Origin of the sequence: Altericroceibacterium xinjiangense, assembly GCF_003958635.1 — a bacterium.
Lineage (GTDB): Bacteria > Pseudomonadota > Alphaproteobacteria > Sphingomonadales > Sphingomonadaceae > Altericroceibacterium_A > Altericroceibacterium_A xinjiangense.
The window spans coordinates 119,230-135,133 of sequence record NZ_RSEK01000006.1; the positions used below are offsets into that span (position 1 = coordinate 119,230).

The window sequence follows — 15,904 nt, forward strand, 5'->3', positions numbered from 1 at the left end:
GAGTTGCAGCCGGACAGGGCGCCGTCCGTCCCACTCCGCTGGCGCGTCTGCCGTGTGCCCCGCCTGCTCACTCGACGGGGATCAATCGTCCTCGTCTTTGCCCGCGCCCGGAATCCGGACGTCGTGATGCAGCGAATCTCTGACATAGAGCTGGCTTGTCAGCACGATCGCGACCACCAGCATAGGTGCGGCCAGGATTACGCCCATAACGCCGAACAAGGCGCCCAGGATCAGCACGCCCATCAACGTGAGCGCCGGGGGAATCGAGACTGCCTCGTTGATGACGTAGGGCGTGATGACATCGCTTTCGAGTTGCTGCACGGCGAGATAAACACCGGCGGCCCACAGCGCCGTCCCGGTGCTGTCCAGCAAGGCCAGAAGGATACCGGGCACCGCCGCCAGGAACGGCCCTACGATCGGAATGAATTCCATCACCGCGGAAACCAGGCCCAGGGCAATCGGATAGGGCACCCCTGCGAGCCATAAACCAAGACCGGTCAGCGTGCCGACGATAGTCATGGAGATCAACTGGGCGAGCAGCCACTTGCGAAGCGCCCGGCCGCTGTTGTCCAGCGCCGATTTCACTTCGTCCTCCCGCCGCTTCGGGAACAGCTTCGCCAGCCCCTCGCGGAACAGTCCGGGCGCAAGCGCAAGATAAAGACCGGCAAACAGCACCAGCAGAAGATCGGTCAGAACCCCGCCGATAGAGGCAACGATCACGCCCAGCCGTGCAGCAATATCCCGGACATCCGGCCGCGCTTCCTGCAATGAGGACGCGACCTGGTTGCCCAGCCACGATCCGCTCAGCCGCTGCTGTATCTGGTCCCATCCCTGCGGCAGCGCCTGCCACATGTCGGAAAACTGCGCATTGATCCGGGATCCGACCAACCACGAAGCCGCCGCAATGAACAACGCGATCAGCAGGACCGCAATCAGCACGGACACCTTGTGCGGGAGACGGGTGTAGTGGCTGATCGGGTCCCCGATCGCCCGCAGGATCACCGCGACGAGGATTGCCCCGAAAATCAGCACCAACACGTCTGCAAGCGCGTACGTCAGCAGCGCAAGCCCAACCAGCAGGAGAACGACTGCCGTCTTCCGGGCGGTCAGGGCAATGCTCTGCGCCTCGTTTGGCGCTCGTGTCGGTTCCAGAGACATAGCTGTGCGACGATTTACGCGGCCGCAGGTTCCAGTGTCCGTTCAGATTTCGATCAGGGCGTAAGGCCTCCCGAACTTGGGCTCCACCACGAACTGAGCGCAGTTGAATACCGGCACTCCGCCGGGCGTGGTGCCTGAGTATGCGCCCCGATGGGCATGGCCGTGGACAACGGCCTTGACGTTGGCAAAGCGGTCCACCGCCGCCGCCAACCGGGATGAGCCCAGGAAAGGCATGATTTCGGCCGGTTCTCCCACGACCGTATCGTGGATCGGCGAGTAATGCAGCACCGCTACGGTCTTCTCGGTCCGCAGCGAGCGCAAGCCGTTTTCCAGCTTGCGCGCCTCGTTCCGTGCCTCATCGACGAAGGTCTTGATCGGCTCTTCCCCGAAGGCACCGAGTTCGTTGCGGCCGAATCCGCCGATGAAGCCCTTCACTCCGGCAAAGCCGATTCCTTCGACCACGGTCGCCATTTCGTCCAGCATCGTCACGCCCGCCTGCTCGAAGATGCGGGTGACCTCCTCGGGAATACCGCATTCGTAGTCGTGGTTGCCGAGCACGCCGACCATGGGGAGGGAGCAGGCGGCAAGATCTTCAGCCAGAATCTCCGCTTCGCTTATCTTCCCGACGTTGGTCAGATCGCCGCACAGGGCGACGATGTCCGCGTTCGCGGACATGTCCTCAAACAGCTCACGATAGCGGCCTTTGCAGTTTTCCGTCACGTGCAGGTCGCCGATCGCGGCGAGAGTCAGGGTTTCAGTGTTCTTCTCGTTCATGCGGTTCCTCCAGTCCCTTGCCGACGACGTCGGCAAAGCCCCAATCGGTGATATCGACGAGGTAATCGCGCGGGGAGAACAGCCGCCCCCGGCACACTCTCATCTTGGTGGGTGGAAGCTTGCTCTGCATCTGCACTCGCTCAAGCAGTTCATCCATCAGCCACTGCGGGATACAGTCCCGCTCACTGGGATAGACGAACCGGAAGTTGAGCAGCTGGATCAGCAGCACTTCCCAGTACAACTCCATCGCGGACAGCAGCCGCTGCCAATCTACTTCCTCATGCTTCTTCAGCATCACGTGGGCGATGTCCGCCGCGTCGTAGCGGTAGCGGTCCTGCAGCAGCAGCTTGGAAATGATGAACTCCGTGGGCGACACGATCCGGACATCCACGCCGTAGACGTCGGCGGTATATTCCTCCTCGAACCAGCTGTCCCTCACCGGCAGGTTGGCCGAGGAGAAGCTGTAGATCACGTCGAAGAACAGATCGTCCTGCCAGACCTTGCCGATCCAGCGCTCGTCTTCCACCGAGATGCGGTATCCGGCATCCTGGAACCGGGAGAGCAGGCGCGGCGCGTCGCCTGCCTTGCAGAACACGTCCATGTCCTTGGTCGGACGCCGGATTCCGGTGTAGCAGGTCAGCGCATAGGTTCCGCCAAGCAGGAACGGGATTTCCCATTCCACCATCAGCCGCAGCGCTTCGCGATAAAACTCTTCCGCGTCCTTCGGAGGATCGAAGTGGGAGGGGTCGATGGTGCCGCTTGAACTCATTGCTTCCTTCCAGCCCCGCCCCGGCTTGTCCGAGGCGCGTGCACAGGGTCAACACGCGGAAGGCCCGGATTGATCCGGACGGCACCAAACTGTCTCCTGACGGAGGGGCGGATGCGGCCGTCCCGCGCCTGATTGGCGAGCGCGTCCGGACCGCTCCGCTTCCTTGTTCAACCACTTGCGGGGAACGGCACGCTGGCTCGCTCGTAAGCTCCCGACATGGTCGGTTTCGCGAAAAATTCAGTGGCTTACGAGCGAGCGCGCGAAGCGCTGATCTGGAATCAGCGGCTGCACGATGCTCGTTCTCCCGAGCGGATCGTGGAGGCGCGATCGACCCGGGACGTGGTTGAAGCAGTGGAGTTCGCCCGTCTGAACGGCTTGAAGGTTTCGGTGCGCGGCAGCGGACACGACTATCAGGCGTCGGCCTTGCGCGATGGCGGCGTGCTGATCGACCTCGGCCCGCTTGACGGAATTTCGATCGATGCGGAGAAACGGCAGGCTTGGGTCGGTGCAGGTGCCAAGGGCGGCGCGCTGCTCGAGGCGCTGTCGGACCATGGACTTGCCTTTCCCGTCGGGCACTGTCCGGACGTTGCGTTGAGCGGGTACCTGCTGGGCGGCGGGTTCGGCTGGAACTTCGGCGAATGGGGTCCGGCGTGTCTCAGCGTGACGGAAATCGAGGTCGTCACCGCTGCGGGCGAGATCCTGCGCGCGAACGAGGACAGTCATCCGGACGTGTTCTGGGCGGCAAGGGGCGCAGGCTCCGGCTTCTTTGCCGTGGTGACCCGCTACCGGCTGAAGCTGTACCCGCTGCCGAAATGCGTCCACGTGCTGAGCGCGACCTTCCCGCTCGAGCGCGTTCCGGCAATCGCGGACTGGCTGGACACCGCCACCCTCGCCGCCGATTCCAAGGTCGAGATAACGTGCATCGCGGGATCGGTGCCGCAGGTTTCCGGACCCGGGGTGCATCTGCAAGTGGTGGCGACGGGCGACGACGATGCCGAGGTGCGCAACCGGCTCACTCCTTTCCGGGACCGTCCGGCTGCCGTCGATCGAGCCGGGGCGTTCGAGGAAAAGCCGATGGGCTTTGCCGACTTGCCGCAGCTTTCCGCGATGCCATCGGGGAAGCGCATGGCGGGGGACTACCTGTGGACTGACGCCTCGCCGGGAGAACTGCTGCGCGCCGCGCAGCCGGTGGCGGAAGGTCCCTCGATCGCGACGATCTCCATCTTCTCCCCGGGCGGAGATGGCTGCGATGCGCCCGATCCGGGCTTGTTCGGCTGCGCCCTGTCGGTCGGCTGCGGCGCTTCGGCCGGAATCTACGCCTTGTGGGACGATCCGGCTGACGATGAGGCGCACCTTGCCTGGGTCAGCGGCGCCGACGCAGCGCTCGCACCGCATCGGAAAGGCCGCTACGTCGGGGAAACGGACCTGACGGCCGGACCCGAGCGAGTGGAGGATTGCTTTGCCCCCGCATGCCTCGACCGGCTGCGCGCGCTGCGAGAACGGTACGATCCGGAGGACCGGTTCTTCTCTTTCCTCACCTGATCTTCAGCCCTCCGGCCCTTCGCCGCTGCCGGGCAGCGTGGCGGACAGCCTTTCCAGAATCTCGGCCAACCAGGCCTTCTCTTCCGCATTGAGCACGCCGAAGGTTCGTTCGACCATCTGGCTGCGCAAGGGTTCGGTCTTGCGGACGGCCTCCAGCCCGGCGGGCGTGACGCTGACCAGCTTGGCCCGGCGATCGGACGGATCGGGCTTGCGGCGGACAAGACCATCCCGTTCAAGCGTGTCGATTGCCTCGGTCACGGTACGGGGCGACTGGTCGAAGAACTCGGCGATAGCCGTCGCCCGCATGGGGCCTTTCCGCTGCAGGAACAGCAACAGGCGCGTGCGGGCGAGCGAGGCGCCCTCGGCAGCCATGCGGCGGTCCATTACCCGCACGAAGCGCAGGTAGAGTTCCGCGTACGCGGCCACCAGGTTTTCTGTGTCGGACATTTAGTGAGGAACCTCAATATAAGCTATTGCATCACCCGCTGATCGGGCCCAAGTGGCAGCCCGATCCCGTGGGTGAGTCGAAACAAGGAGCGAAGGGTGGACGCCCAGACAACGGCTGTCGAACAGAACGTGGAACCCGAAAAGGCTTCGCGCCGCTCCCCGCGTCGCAGACGAGGAGTGCGGCTGGTGCTGCTCGCCATCCTGCTAGGGCTTGTCGCCCTCGGCATCGCCTGGTTCGTGGAGTATCAGCAAGTCGGGAAATACCTCGAAAGCACCGACGATGCCTACATCCAGGCCGATGCAGTCGTCGTCTCGCCAAAGATCGCCGGCTATGTCGAACAGGTGTTCGTTGCGGACAACCAGGCGGTGAAGCCCGGCGATCCGCTGGTGCGGATCGACCCCCGCGACTATCGCGCCCAGGCCGCGCAGGCGCAGGCGCAGATCGACATCGCCCGGGCAAATGCGGAGGGCGTACGCGCCCAGATCGCGGAACAAGGCGCCGCCGTGCAGGAGGCGCAAGCCCAGCTGGACGCCGCCCAAAGCGATCTTGAACTCGCGCGCACCGAAGTGAACCGGTACGAACCACTCGTCGCCACCGGGGCGGAACCGCGCGAGGCGCTGACCCAGCGGCGGGCGCGGTTACAGCAGACGCAGGCGCAAGTCGCCGCGGCGCGGGCGGCGCTGGAAGCAGCCCGCCGCCGCGTCGGCACGCTGGAGGCGCAAGTCGGCCAGACACTCGCCCAGGGTGAGGCTGGTGAGGCGCAGCTGTCGCAAGCGAACGTCAACCTCGGCTCCACGGTTATCCGGGCGACCATCGCCGGCCGGATCGGCAACAAGAGCGTGCGCGCCGGCCAGTTCGTCCAGCCGGGCACCCGGCTGATGTCGACCGTCCCGGTCAGCCAGCTTTATGTCGAGGCGAACTTCAAGGAGACGCAAGTCGGCCTGATGCGCGTCGGCCAGCCTGTCACGATCGAAGTCGATGCGCTGGAGGGGATCGAACTTGCCGGCCGGGTGGACAGCTTTGCCCCCGGCACCGGGGCGCAGTTCTCTCTCCTTCCGCCGGAAAACGCGACCGGCAACTTCACCAAGATCGTCCAGCGGATCCCCGTGCGCATCTCGATTCAGGCTCCGGCCGCCGTGCGCGCGCTGCTGCTGCCCGGGATGTCGGTGACGACGACCGTGAACACCCTTTCCGCCAAGGGGAGCCTGGAACGGATCGAGCAGGCAGCCGAGTAATGGCCAGCGCCGCACCGACGGCCGCCGCTGCCGGCGGCGCGCAGGAGAAAGCCGATCTCGGCGCGTGGCTGGCCGTCGCCGCCGGCACGCTGGGCGCGATGATGGCGACGCTCGACATCTCCATCGTCAACTCGGCCCTGCCCACGATTCAGGGGGAAATCGGCGCGACCGCCACCGAAGCGACGTGGATCGCGACGTCCTACCTCGTCGCCGAAATCATCATCATCCCGCTGTCCGCCTGGCTTGAGCGGGTGCTCGGCCTGCGAACGCTCCTGCTGATCGCCGCAATTCTCTTTACCGGATTTTCAGTGGTCTGCGGAACCGCCAGCACCCTGACGATGATGGTAATCGGCCGCACGGGTCAAGGCTTCACCGGCGGGGCGATGATCCCCACGGCCATGACCATCATCGCCACTCGCCTGCCCCCAAGCCAGCAGCCCATCGGCTCGGCCGCCTTCGGGGTCACCGCCATCGCGGGCCCGGTGATCGGGCCGTTGCTGGGCGGCTGGCTGACCGAGGAATTCAGCTGGCATTACGCTTTTCTCATCAACGTGCCGATCTGCGTGATCCTCGTGACGCTGCTGCTGGTCGGCCTGCCCCACCGGAAGATGAAGCCGGAACTGCTGGCGGACGCCGACTGGCTCGGCATCCTGGGCCTGGCGCTCGGGCTTGGCGGGCTGACCGTGATGCTGGAAGAAGGCAACCGGGAACAGTGGTTTTCCTCCGCGTTCATCGTCCAGCTGGCCGCCATGAGCGCCTTCGGGTTCGTATTGCTGGCAATCGGACAGGTGACCTCCGCGAGGCCGGTGATCCGGCTATCGCTGATGTTTGATCGCTCGTTCGGCAGCGTGATGGTCATGGCCCTGATGATGGGCATGGTCCTCTACGGCACCTCTTTCGTGATCCCGCAGTTCCTGGCCGCGATTGCCGACTACAACGCGCTCCAGGCTGGCAAGGTGGTGATGCTGTCCGGCATTCCCAGCATGATGCTGATGCCGTTCACGCCGCTGCTGATGCGGTACCTCGATCTGCGGGTCGCCGTTGCGGCCGGGATGCTGATCCTGGCGATGAGCTGCTATGTCGAGACGACCCTTACCGCGGCCGCGGACGGCGGCGATTTCGTCGTATCCCAGGTTCTGCGGGGCACCGGGATGATCCTTGCTTTCGTGTTTCTCAACCAGGCAGCGATCTCGTCCGTTCCGCGCGAAAACGCCGGCGATGCGGCGGGCCTGTTCAACGCTGCCCGCAACATTGGCGGCTCGCTCGCGCTGGCAAGCCTCGCCACGATACAGGAGCAGCGCATGTGGCTTCACACTCGCAGGATCGAGGAACTGCTGCAGGCCAACAACCTGGCCGTGCAGGACCATCTTGCCGGGATGACGGAAATGCTCGGCAGCGCCGAAGCTGCGCTGCGGGCGATTTCCGGCACTATCATGCGGGAAGCGCTGGTGATGACCTACAACGACCTGTTCTGGCTTCTGGCGGTAGGCACCGTCGCCGTGACCCCGCTCGTCCTGTTCCTGAAGCCGCTGCCGAAAGGCATCTCAGCGGCCCCGATGCATTGAGGAGCGCCATGCGCAAGCTCATCCCCCTTTCTTCTCTGCTCCTCCTCGGCGCCTGTACGGTGGGACCGGACTACGCGGGCCCTCCGCGGGTCCTGCCTCCCATTGGCGACGAGAACGGCAGCTTCGTTCGCGCTACGCCGACCATGCCGGAGGAGGAGCCGCAACTGGCCCGCTGGTGGCGGGCGCTTGACGATCCGGTGCTGAACCAGCTGGAACAGCAGGCGCTTGCCGCCAGCCCCGACCTCGCGGTCGCACGTGCCCGCGTCGAACAAGCCCGCGCCGCCCTGCGGATAGAGCGCCGAAATGATTACCCGACCGTCAGCGCGACGGGCACCGCGGCGCACCTGCGACTGCCCGGCCTTGACCTCGGAAGCGAGGAGGCGCCATCGGACGGCGCGAGCGCCGTCACGTTCTTCAACCTTGGCCTCAACGCCAGCTGGGAAATCGACTTGTTCGGTGGCGGACGGCGACTGAACCAGGCGGAACGGGCCCGGTTCGAAGCGGCAGAGGCCAGTGTCGCCGATGCGCAGGTTACCCTGACGGCCGCCGTAGCCCAGTCCTATCTGCAGCTGCGGGAAGCGCAGCTGCGCATAGCCCTGGGGGAACGGCAACTGGACGCAAGGCGCCAGGTGCTCGAGTTCATCCGGCAGCGTTTCGAACGGGGCACGGCTTCGCAAATTCATATCGAACAGCAGCAGGCCGAGATACGAAACGCCGAAGCGCAACTGCTCCCCTCTTACGCCGAAGCCGCCGCGTTCCAGAACGCGCTGGCGATCCTGACGGGTCAGATCCCGGGATCGATCGATGCGCTGGTGAGCGGGAACGCGGCGATTCCCCTGCCCCCGGCGAGCGTCGCCGTCGGCGATCCCGCGGCTCTGCTACGCCGCCGCCCCGACATCCGCGCTGCGGAGCGGCAGCTTGCCGCCGCGACCGACCGGATCGGCGCCACCGAGGCAGCGCGCCTGCCGCGGCTCAGCTTCATGGGCATCCTCGGGATTGGCGGAACTCGCCTGACGGACCTTGGCCAACTGGACGATTTCACCACGATCGCGGCGCCGATGCTGGAGTGGAACCTGCTGGACTTCGGGCAAGCAAAGGCGCGGGTAAATCAGGCAGAAGCAGCGCGCGACGAAGCGGAAGCGGCATACCGGGCGGTCGTTCTTGCAGCCTTGCGCGATGTCGAGGATGCGCTGGCGGCCTTCCGGTATCGCCGTGAGGTCGTCGCCAGCCTCGCACGGGCGGAAGAGAGCACCGCCCGGATCGTCGAATTGATGGGGCAACGCTATCAGGCGGGTGTCGTGGCGCAGACAGAGGTGATCGAAGCGGAACGGCAGCATCTTGCCGCGGAGCAGGCGCTGGTCAGCGGCAAGACTGCGCTGACGATCGCCTTCGTACAGGTCGAGAAGGCGCTTGGCCTTGGATGGTCGGCTGGGCCGGAAACGTGAAGGGCCGCGGAAATCCGCGGCCCTTCGATTAGCAACTTCTCAATGATTAGGCGCTGTCGCCCATCTCGATCCGCACGCGGCGGTTGAGCGGTTCGCGCACGCCGTCGCCAGTTTCAACGAGGGGCGGCCGTTCGCCTTCCGCTTCGGTTTCGATCACGTCGGCGGCGATGCCCTTGGTGCTGAGGTACTGCTTCACAGCCTCGGCACGCTCGCCGGAGAGCTCCTGATTGTACGGCACCGGACCAGCGCGGTCCGCAAACCCGGCCAACGTGATGCCTTCGGTTCTCGCGCCCGGATTTACCTGCACCAGCTGATCGAGCACTGCCTTGGCGCCGTCGGTCAGTTCGGCCGAATCGAAGGCGAAGTAGACCCGCGGGGTTGCGTCAGGATTGGCTGTCAGCCGCTGCAGGGCGTTCTGGTTTGCCTGAGCGGCGGTTTCCGCGGTCAGCGCAGTGCCGGCCGGCCCTACGGTGTCGACAGGTTCGGTCGTACCGGCCATTGGCGTGTTGTCGACCGGGGTCATCACCGCGGTTTCAGCAGCCATTGGGGCAACCGTTTCCACTTCGTCATCATCGGCGAAGATCCACCACAGCAGCAGGGCCAGCAAAATGAGAGCCAGCAGGATCCAGAGCCATGCCAAGCTTGATTTCCGTTCAACCGGTATATTGGCCATTTGGGTTCTCCTCTTAGCGCCGGATCGTCCGGCCCATGTCTGCGGCGGCTGCGGCCTGCGATCCCGCAAGTGTTCGCCTCCGGAACGTGACTCCGCACCTGTCGGCTGACGAAGAAGTCCAGTTCCACAGCAAATGCGGAATAGCCGCCATCGTTCCCTTTCCCGAAGCGACGAGTTGCATGCGGGCACCGCTGAGCGGTGGAACGGCAGACTTCCAGATGCGTAATTTGGGCAGCCGGCTTTCCTCTTGGCCGGATACGCGTCCCTACCTGCCCCCCGCTTCGGCGGGGGGCTTCTCTCAGGCAGCTTGTTCCGCCACCCATTCGCGCCGCAGGTGAGGGCCAGCCAAGGCCATCAGCAGCGCGGCAACGCCGTAGAGCGCAAGCGCGTAGAGCATCGAATACCGCAGGGCCTCAGCTCCATAGACGGGCGTGAGGAATTCCGAAAAGGCACCCAGCGCGTAAATCCCGCCGCCGAGGCCGATCAGGTTGTTGATCAGCAGGAACAAGGCCGAGGCCGTCGCCCGCGCCGGAGGTGAAACGAGGTGCTGGATCGCGGAGAGCACCGGCCCCAGCCAGACATAGGACAACCCCTGCGGCACCAGGAATAGGAGGAACGCGACCTTCGCGCTGGAACTGCTGATCCCGGCGGCGAACAGCGGAGTGCCGATCACGTAGGCCAGCGCGGGGACATACCCGTACCAGGCCCGGTTCCTACCCCCCAACCGGTCAGCCACCCAGCCGCCGCCGAGCACGCCGGCGATACCGCCCAGCAGCAGGAGCGCGCCGTAGAATTGGGAGGCCTGGATCAAGTCAAAACCGAAACTGCGCTGCAGCAGGCTCGGCAGCCAGAACGCGATGCCGTAACCGATCATCGAGGACGAGGCCGCGCCGAATGACAGCAGCCAGAAGGCGCGCTTGCCCGCCAGAAGCCGGGCCGTCTCGCCAAAGGACGGCCTTTCGGATGGAGTGTCGCCTACAGCTGCGCGCGGCCGGTCCCGGACCAGCAGCTTGAACAGCGGCGCGACGAGCAAGCCGCCCAATCCGACAACGAAGAACGCCAGTCTCCAGCTGATCGCGCTGGCGATATAGCCGCCCGCCAGCACCCCTGCCGCCGAACCGATCGGAATCCCGAGCGAGTAGATCGACAAGGCAAACGCGCGCCGCTTGCTGGGGAAATAGTCCCCGATGACGGCATAGGACGGGGCAACTCCGCCCGCTTCCCCGACGCCCACACCCAGCCGGGCGAGGAATATCTGCCCGAAGCTCTGCGCCAGCCCACAGGCCGCGGTGAACCCGCTCCACACCACCAGCGAGACGGTTATCACCCAGGACCGACTGGTGCGGTCCGCCAGCGCGGCAAGCGGTACGGCCAGGGTGGAATAGAGCAGCGCGAAAGCAAAGCCCCCAAGCAGCCCCATCTGGCTGTCGCTCAGCTCAAGGTCGCGCTGGATCGGCGCGGCTAGAATGGCGAGGATCTGCCGGTCTATGAAGTTGAACACGTAGACGATCAGCAGCATCGTCAGCACGACGCCCGGTTTTGCGGCGCTTTGTTCCGGGGCACTCATTCGCCGACGTACCTGGCGAGGAAAGTCTCGAGCGCCGCGAAAGCCTCCGGCTCATCCAGCAGCGGGGCATGCCCCCGGCGCGGGACGTCCACCCGGGAAAACGGGCCCGGATGGCGACGAGCCATTTGCCGGGCGGTGCCAGCGCTCAGGAGATCGGACAACTCACCGCGCAGGAGCAGGACAGGAACGGCGGCCAGCGCATCCCACAGCGGCCATAAATCGGGGGGCGCCACGCCGCCCTCGTTCTGGAACCCTGCGGCAATCGCCGGATCATAGGCGAAGGCGATCCGGCCATCCTCCCCTTCCCGGCACGTGCGCTGGGCAAAGTCGTTCCAGTCCCGCCCGGTGAAGTCGGGAAAGGCATCCTGGTTGATCGCCTTGCACCGGGCCGCCGCTTCGGCCCAGGTGGCGAAGGGTTCACCCGGTCCGACATAGCCCGCGATCCGCCTCAGCCCCGCGGGGTCGATTTCAGGACCGATGTCGTTGAGCACGATGGCCGGGATACGGTCCGGCTGCATCGACGCCATGATCATCGCCATCAGCCCGCCCATCGACGTGCCGATCAGCCCCGCCCGGTCGATCGCCAACCCATCGAGCAGGACGAACATGTCCTGGACATAGATGTCCGGGCGGTAATTCGCCCGATCGGAATCCGGCTGCGACAAGCCGCGCCCGCGCTGATCAGGCACGATCAGGCGGTACCGCCCGGAAAGGCAAGCCGCCAGCGGCTCGAAATCCGCGCTGTTGCGGGTGAGCCCGTGCATCAGTAGCAGGGCTGGCCCTTCCCCCGGGTAATCCCGGGCGAAAAGGTCCAGCTTTCCGTCCGCGCTCCGATAGCGATGCTCCGCAAATTCCACTGTTCGCCTCCGCCAGCCGGCGTCCGTAGCGGAAAGTGGACGGGACGAACACTGGAGAGCCACGTTGATCCGGCGGCCGATCTTCCGGCAAGCGGAAGCGCAAGCTCCCCCGTCATCGAGGATCGGTTTGCGGAGAGCGCCGATTTCCGCAATAGGGAGCACCGGAGGAACCATGTCGGATTGCGATTACATCATCGTTGGTGCGGGCAGCGCCGGTTGCGTGCTGGCCAACCGGCTGAGCGAGGACCCCACCGTGCAGGTCGTGCTGCTGGAAGCAGGCGGGTCGGATCGCCACCCGCTGATCGAAATGCCGCTCGCGTGGATGACCGCATCGTCCAGCCCCCGTTTCGGCTGGGGCACGGAAAGCGAGGCGGAGCCGCACCTTGATGGCCGCGTCCAGCCCCTGCCACGCGGAAAGCTGCTGGGCGGGTGCAGCTCGATCAACGGAACGATGTACATCCGGGGCATGGCCGCCGATTACGATTCCTGGGCAGCCAGCGGTCTGCCCGGCTGGGGCTACGCAGACGTCTTGCCCTATTTCAAGCGAGCGGAACGCAACTGGCGCGGCGCCGGGCCGGAACATGGCGGCGAAGGACCGCTCGCCGTCACCCCGATGAAGACTCATCCGGAACTCTATCCGGCCTTCATCGAGGCGGCGCAGGAACTCGGCTATCAGGAAACCGACGATTTCAACGTGGCGGAGCCCGAAGGCTTCGGCATTCCCGATTGCACGATCCGCAACGGCCGCCGGGACAGCACCGCGCGCGCTTATCTGGAACCGGCAAAGAACCGGCCGAACCTGCGGGTCGTCACCAGCGCGCAAGCCACCCGCGTGCTGATCGAGGATGGCCGGGCATCCGGCGTCGAATACCGGCAGGAAGGCCCCTTGCGCCAGCTGCGCGCGCGGCGGGAAGTGATCCTGAGCGCGGGCGCGTTCCATTCGCCCCAGCTGTTGATGCTGTCTGGCATTGGCCCGGCGAGCCACCTGAAGGAAATCGGCATCGATCCGCTGGTCGATCTCCCCGGCGTCGGCGCGAACCTGCAGGACCACCCGATCGCCCTCACCTTCTGGCAGGCATCGAAGAACCACACGTTTGAGCGCGACCTGCGGCTTGACCGGCTGGCGTTCTCCGTCGCCCGGTGGTGGTTGACCGGGAAAGGCCATCCCGCGCAAAGCCCGCTGACCGTGCAAGGCTTCTACCGCTCCAGCGACAAGGAAGACCGGCCCGACATCCAGTTCCAGGTCAGCCATACGTCCTACGCTGCGCGCCCGTGGTTTCCTGGCGTACGCAAAGGCGTGGGCCACCAGCTGTCAGCCGGAACCTTGCTGCTCAACCCCGAAAGCCGGGGCCGCGTGTCGCTCCGTTCCGCCGACCCGGCCGAAAACCCGCGCATCCTGCTGAACTTCCTGGCCGAGGAATCCGACCGGGTGCGGATGCGCGAGATGGTCCGGTTCATGCGCCGCTTCTTCGCCACAGCCCCGGTCAGCGAGCACGTCAGCGCGGAACTGGCGCCCGGCGCCGACGCGACATCGGACGAGGCGATCGATGGCTGGCTGCGCGCCAGCGTGATGAGCGGCGGGCACCCGACCAGCACCTGCGCAATGGGCACCGGAAAGCAGGCCGTGGTCGATGCGCAGCTGCGGGTGCGCGGAGTGCCCGGCTTGCGGGTGGTCGATGCATCGGTGATGCCCGACATCATCCGGGGCAACACCAACGCTCCGACTGTCATGATCGCCGAAAAGGCATCGGATCTGCTGCGCGGGGCGTGAAACTTATCTCCGCTCACGCGTTAAGGCAGCGAAACGTGAGAGGGCGATGACCAGCACCGGCCAGTGGCTTCCCTATTGCGGCGTAGGCCCGGTTCCTGCCGAATGGTGGGGGCGGTGGAACTTCGACCCTCTGTTGCTCGGCGCCATGGCGCTGGCTGCGGCGGTGCTCTGGCGATCTTCTTCCATGGACCGGCGCGCCGGATATGGTTTCCTGGCGGTGGCTGCGTTCCTGTTCGTCAGCCCGTTCTGCGCCATGGGTTCGGCGCTGTTTACCGTTCGCGTGGTCCATGACGTGATGCTTGCCGTGCTGCTCGGCCCGCTGGCGATGGCCGCGCTGCGCTTGCATCAGCGTGAGTTTCCCGGCTCGCTGGCAGTCTGGACCGCCGTTCACGCGCTGACGTTCTGGGGCTGGCATGCGCCGCCGCTGTATGCCGCCGCGATGGATTCCAACGTGGTATTCTGGGCAATGCAGGCGGCGATCGCCGGAACCGCGGCGCTGTGGTGGGCAAAAGTCCTGCGCGCCCCCGCTACGGCCGCAGCGGCTTCCTTGCTCGGGACGATGATCGCCATGGGCGTGCTCGGCGCCTTGTTCGTCTTTTCCCAGCGCGCGTTCTATGCCCCGCACTGGCTGACCACGCAGGCCTGGGGCTTTTCTCCGCTGGAGGACCAGCAGCTTGCGGGCATCGTGATGTGGGCTCCGGCAAGCGCGATCTACCTGCTCGCGGCCATGGCGATCCTTTACCGCTCCATCGGTGATGGAGTCCGGGCGTGAAGCTGCTCGACCACATCCGGGAATGGGCGGTCAGCTATACGAAGGAAAAGAAGTATTCCCCCGTCGGTATCTGGTTCCACTGGATCATGGCCGCGCTGGTGCTGTTCCAGCTTGGCCTCGGGTGGATCATGGAACGGTTCTTCGTCGGCGGGGAAAAGCTTTCCGCGTATTGGGTTCATGCCGCGATCGGGCTAACGATCCTGTTCCTGGCCATTTGGCGCGGCCTGTGGCGCCTGTTCATCCCGGACCCGGTGAACGATTCCGGGGCTCCCGAATGGCAGCACACCGTGGCGCACGGGACGCAGTACGCGTTCTATACCCTGTTCGCGATCCTGCCGCTCAGCGGCTGGGCGATGTGGTCAGCAATCCAGCCGGCGCAGCCGCTTTCGCTGGCGGGCATCGTCGCCGTGCCGCCGATGCCGTTCTACGACTTGTCACCCGCCTGGCAGTACTGGGTAATGACCTTTGCCGAGAGCGTGCATGTCGCGGGTGTCTGGGCCTTGTCGCTGTTCCTGCCGCTGCACGTCGGCGCGGCGCTCAAGCACCATTTCTGGAATCGGGACGACGTGGTTCGGGGCATCCTTCCCGATATCCCGGACGACGAGACATCCCCCGGAGCGATGCAACATAATCCGCAAGAGGCTTGATCTCGTCTTCCTCCAGCCGCTGCGCTTCCCGCAGCATCACGCCCATCGGGTCGCCGTACCGCTCCCCCTCCCTCCAGTGCCTGAGCTGCGTCGCGACGTAGGGAGCGGGCTGGCCGTAAATGTCCGGGTTCCCGAACCCGACCCCGCGCCCGTCTTCCCCATGACAGGTGGCACAAGCCTCTATCCCGCGCGCGGGATCGCCGAGCTGGTACAACCGGGCCGCATTCCCGTCGCACACATAGTTCACCGCCGGCTGGAGATCGGCCGGCTGCCACTCCATCCCGGCGTAATAGTCGGCAACGATCATCCGTTGCTCCGATGTCAGCTGGGATGCGATCCAGCTCATCGCGGCGTGATGCCTCAACCCGTCCGAAAAGAAGATCATCTGCCGCGCGAGATAGCCTGCCTCCAGCCCTGCGAGCCGGGGCGTGAGATTGCCGTCTCCCGCCCCGTCCAGGCCGTGACAGGTGTGGCAGGCCGATTGCGCGCCCGCGTTGCCGCCGGAAAGCGCCACCAGCTGCCCCGTGTCGTCGAAACGGCTCGGCTCCGGGTTCGGCGAACAGGACGAAGCCGCGAGCGCGAGCCCGCCTGCGGCGAAAAGGCGCGAGATTTTGCGCAGAGCGGTCGATTGCATCGGTTACGGGAACATTTACGGGTGCTAACCGGTTCCCCTGAGGTTCA

Annotated in this window: 15 protein-coding genes; 7 read left to right on the top strand and 8 right to left on the bottom strand. The window is 65.5% G+C overall.

Annotation, left to right across the window (positions count from 1 at the left end; translation table 11 throughout):
* Positions 1–81: 81 nt before the first annotated feature.
* Genes ELY13_RS08895 through ELY13_RS08905 form a run of 3 tightly spaced genes read right to left on the bottom strand, consistent with a single transcriptional unit; the run spans position 82 to position 2,701 of the window.
* A complete protein-coding gene (locus ELY13_RS08895) occupies positions 82–1,158 on the bottom strand; it encodes an AI-2E family transporter (RefSeq protein ID WP_126173555.1) in 1,077 nt (358 codons plus the stop codon).
* 42 nt (positions 1,159–1,200) lie between these two features.
* Positions 1,201–1,932, bottom strand: coding sequence for a metallophosphoesterase family protein (locus ELY13_RS08900; RefSeq protein WP_126173556.1), 732 nt, complete (start codon positions 1,930–1,932; stop codon positions 1,201–1,203).
* The gene (locus ELY13_RS08905; RefSeq protein ID WP_126173557.1) at positions 1,913–2,701 is read right to left on the bottom strand and encodes a nucleotidyltransferase family protein; all 789 of its coding nucleotides are present in this window, start codon (positions 2,699–2,701) and stop codon (positions 1,913–1,915) included. Before ELY13_RS08905 ends, ELY13_RS08900 begins: the two co-directional genes overlap by 20 nt.
* 216 nt (positions 2,702–2,917) lie before the next feature.
* On the opposite strand from ELY13_RS08905, the gene ELY13_RS08910 reads away from it, so the two are divergent.
* Entirely contained in the window at positions 2,918–4,243 is a 1,326-nt protein-coding gene (locus tag ELY13_RS08910) for an FAD-binding oxidoreductase (protein WP_126173558.1), read from the top strand.
* A 3-nt stretch (positions 4,244–4,246) separates the two neighbouring features.
* On the opposite strand, the gene ELY13_RS08915 is transcribed toward ELY13_RS08910, so the two are convergent.
* Positions 4,247–4,690: a MarR family winged helix-turn-helix transcriptional regulator gene (locus ELY13_RS08915; protein WP_126173559.1), complete on the bottom strand. Its 444-nt coding sequence runs from the start codon at positions 4,688–4,690 to the stop codon at positions 4,247–4,249.
* 96 nt (positions 4,691–4,786) lie between these two features.
* Here ELY13_RS08915 and ELY13_RS08920 point away from each other — a divergent pair, with 96 nt between their 5' ends.
* From ELY13_RS08920 to ELY13_RS08930, 3 genes are read left to right on the top strand one after another with little or no spacing between them, the layout of a single operon-like run.
* Positions 4,787–5,926, top strand: a complete 1,140-nt coding sequence (locus ELY13_RS08920) for an HlyD family secretion protein (protein WP_126173560.1) — start codon at positions 4,787–4,789, stop codon at positions 5,924–5,926.
* Positions 5,926–7,491, top strand: coding sequence for an MDR family MFS transporter (locus ELY13_RS08925; protein ID WP_126173561.1), 1,566 nt, complete (start codon positions 5,926–5,928; stop codon positions 7,489–7,491). Before ELY13_RS08920 ends, ELY13_RS08925 begins: the two co-directional genes overlap by 1 nt.
* Before the next feature lie 8 nt (positions 7,492–7,499).
* On the top strand, positions 7,500–8,936 hold the full coding sequence (locus ELY13_RS08930) for an efflux transporter outer membrane subunit (protein WP_126173562.1): 1,437 nt from the start codon (positions 7,500–7,502) through the stop codon (positions 8,934–8,936).
* A 46-nt stretch (positions 8,937–8,982) separates the two neighbouring features.
* Here ELY13_RS08930 and ELY13_RS08935 read toward each other — a convergent pair whose 3' ends face one another.
* The 3 genes from ELY13_RS08935 to ELY13_RS08945 all read right to left on the bottom strand — a co-directional run bounded on the left by ELY13_RS08935 (position 8,983) and on the right by ELY13_RS08945 (position 12,033).
* A complete protein-coding gene (locus ELY13_RS08935; RefSeq protein WP_241233610.1) occupies positions 8,983–9,576 on the bottom strand; it encodes an OmpA family protein in 594 nt (197 codons plus the stop codon).
* Positions 9,577–9,907: 331 nt separating this feature from the next.
* The gene (locus ELY13_RS08940) at positions 9,908–11,176 is read right to left on the bottom strand and encodes a spinster family MFS transporter (protein ID WP_126173564.1); all 1,269 of its coding nucleotides are present in this window, start codon (positions 11,174–11,176) and stop codon (positions 9,908–9,910) included.
* A complete protein-coding gene (locus ELY13_RS08945; protein WP_206436021.1) occupies positions 11,173–12,033 on the bottom strand; it encodes an alpha/beta fold hydrolase in 861 nt (286 codons plus the stop codon). Before ELY13_RS08945 ends, ELY13_RS08940 begins: the two co-directional genes overlap by 4 nt.
* 172 nt (positions 12,034–12,205) lie before the next feature.
* Here ELY13_RS08945 and ELY13_RS08950 point away from each other — a divergent pair, with 172 nt between their 5' ends.
* From ELY13_RS08950 to ELY13_RS08960, 3 genes are read left to right on the top strand one after another with little or no spacing between them, the layout of a single operon-like run.
* On the top strand, positions 12,206–13,804 hold the full coding sequence (locus ELY13_RS08950) for a GMC family oxidoreductase (protein WP_126173566.1): 1,599 nt from the start codon (positions 12,206–12,208) through the stop codon (positions 13,802–13,804).
* Between the two features lie 46 nt (positions 13,805–13,850).
* Complete coding sequence (locus ELY13_RS08955) at positions 13,851–14,576, top strand: cytochrome c oxidase assembly protein (RefSeq protein ID WP_126173567.1); 726 nt, start codon at positions 13,851–13,853, stop codon at positions 14,574–14,576.
* Positions 14,573–15,223, top strand: a complete 651-nt coding sequence (locus tag ELY13_RS08960) for a cytochrome b (protein ID WP_126173568.1) — start codon at positions 14,573–14,575, stop codon at positions 15,221–15,223. Before ELY13_RS08955 ends, ELY13_RS08960 begins: the two co-directional genes overlap by 4 nt.
* On the opposite strand, the gene ELY13_RS08965 is transcribed toward ELY13_RS08960, so the two are convergent.
* Positions 15,114–15,857 carry a c-type cytochrome gene (locus ELY13_RS08965; protein WP_126173569.1) on the bottom strand — a complete coding sequence of 248 codons (744 nt, stop codon included), beginning with the start codon at positions 15,855–15,857 and terminating at the stop codon, positions 15,114–15,116. The two genes, ELY13_RS08960 and ELY13_RS08965, sit on opposite strands and share 110 nt — an antisense overlap.
* Between the last annotated feature and the right edge of the window lie 47 nt (positions 15,858–15,904).

Bases quoted from the DNA above. Each gene is read 5' to 3' on its own strand.
- ELY13_RS08895 (WP_126173555.1), bottom strand. From the start codon at position 1,158: ATGTCTCTGGAACCGACACGAGCGCCAAACGAGGCGCAGAGCATTGCC.
- ELY13_RS08900 (WP_126173556.1), bottom strand. From the start codon at position 1,932: ATGAACGAGAAGAACACTGAAACCCTGACTCTCGCCGCGATCGGCGAC.
- ELY13_RS08905 (WP_126173557.1), bottom strand. From the start codon at position 2,701: ATGAGTTCAAGCGGCACCATCGACCCCTCCCACTTCGATCCTCCGAAG.
- ELY13_RS08910 (WP_126173558.1), top strand. From the start codon at position 2,918: ATGGTCGGTTTCGCGAAAAATTCAGTGGCTTACGAGCGAGCGCGCGAA.
- ELY13_RS08915 (WP_126173559.1), bottom strand. From the start codon at position 4,690: ATGTCCGACACAGAAAACCTGGTGGCCGCGTACGCGGAACTCTACCTG.
- ELY13_RS08925 (WP_126173561.1), top strand. From the start codon at position 5,926: ATGGCCAGCGCCGCACCGACGGCCGCCGCTGCCGGCGGCGCGCAGGAG.
- ELY13_RS08930 (WP_126173562.1), top strand. From the start codon at position 7,500: ATGCGCAAGCTCATCCCCCTTTCTTCTCTGCTCCTCCTCGGCGCCTGT.
- ELY13_RS08940 (WP_126173564.1), bottom strand. From the start codon at position 11,176: ATGAGTGCCCCGGAACAAAGCGCCGCAAAACCGGGCGTCGTGCTGACG.
- ELY13_RS08950 (WP_126173566.1), top strand. From the start codon at position 12,206: ATGTCGGATTGCGATTACATCATCGTTGGTGCGGGCAGCGCCGGTTGC.
- ELY13_RS08955 (WP_126173567.1), top strand. From the start codon at position 13,851: ATGACCAGCACCGGCCAGTGGCTTCCCTATTGCGGCGTAGGCCCGGTT.
- ELY13_RS08965 (WP_126173569.1), bottom strand. From the start codon at position 15,857: ATGCAATCGACCGCTCTGCGCAAAATCTCGCGCCTTTTCGCCGCAGGC.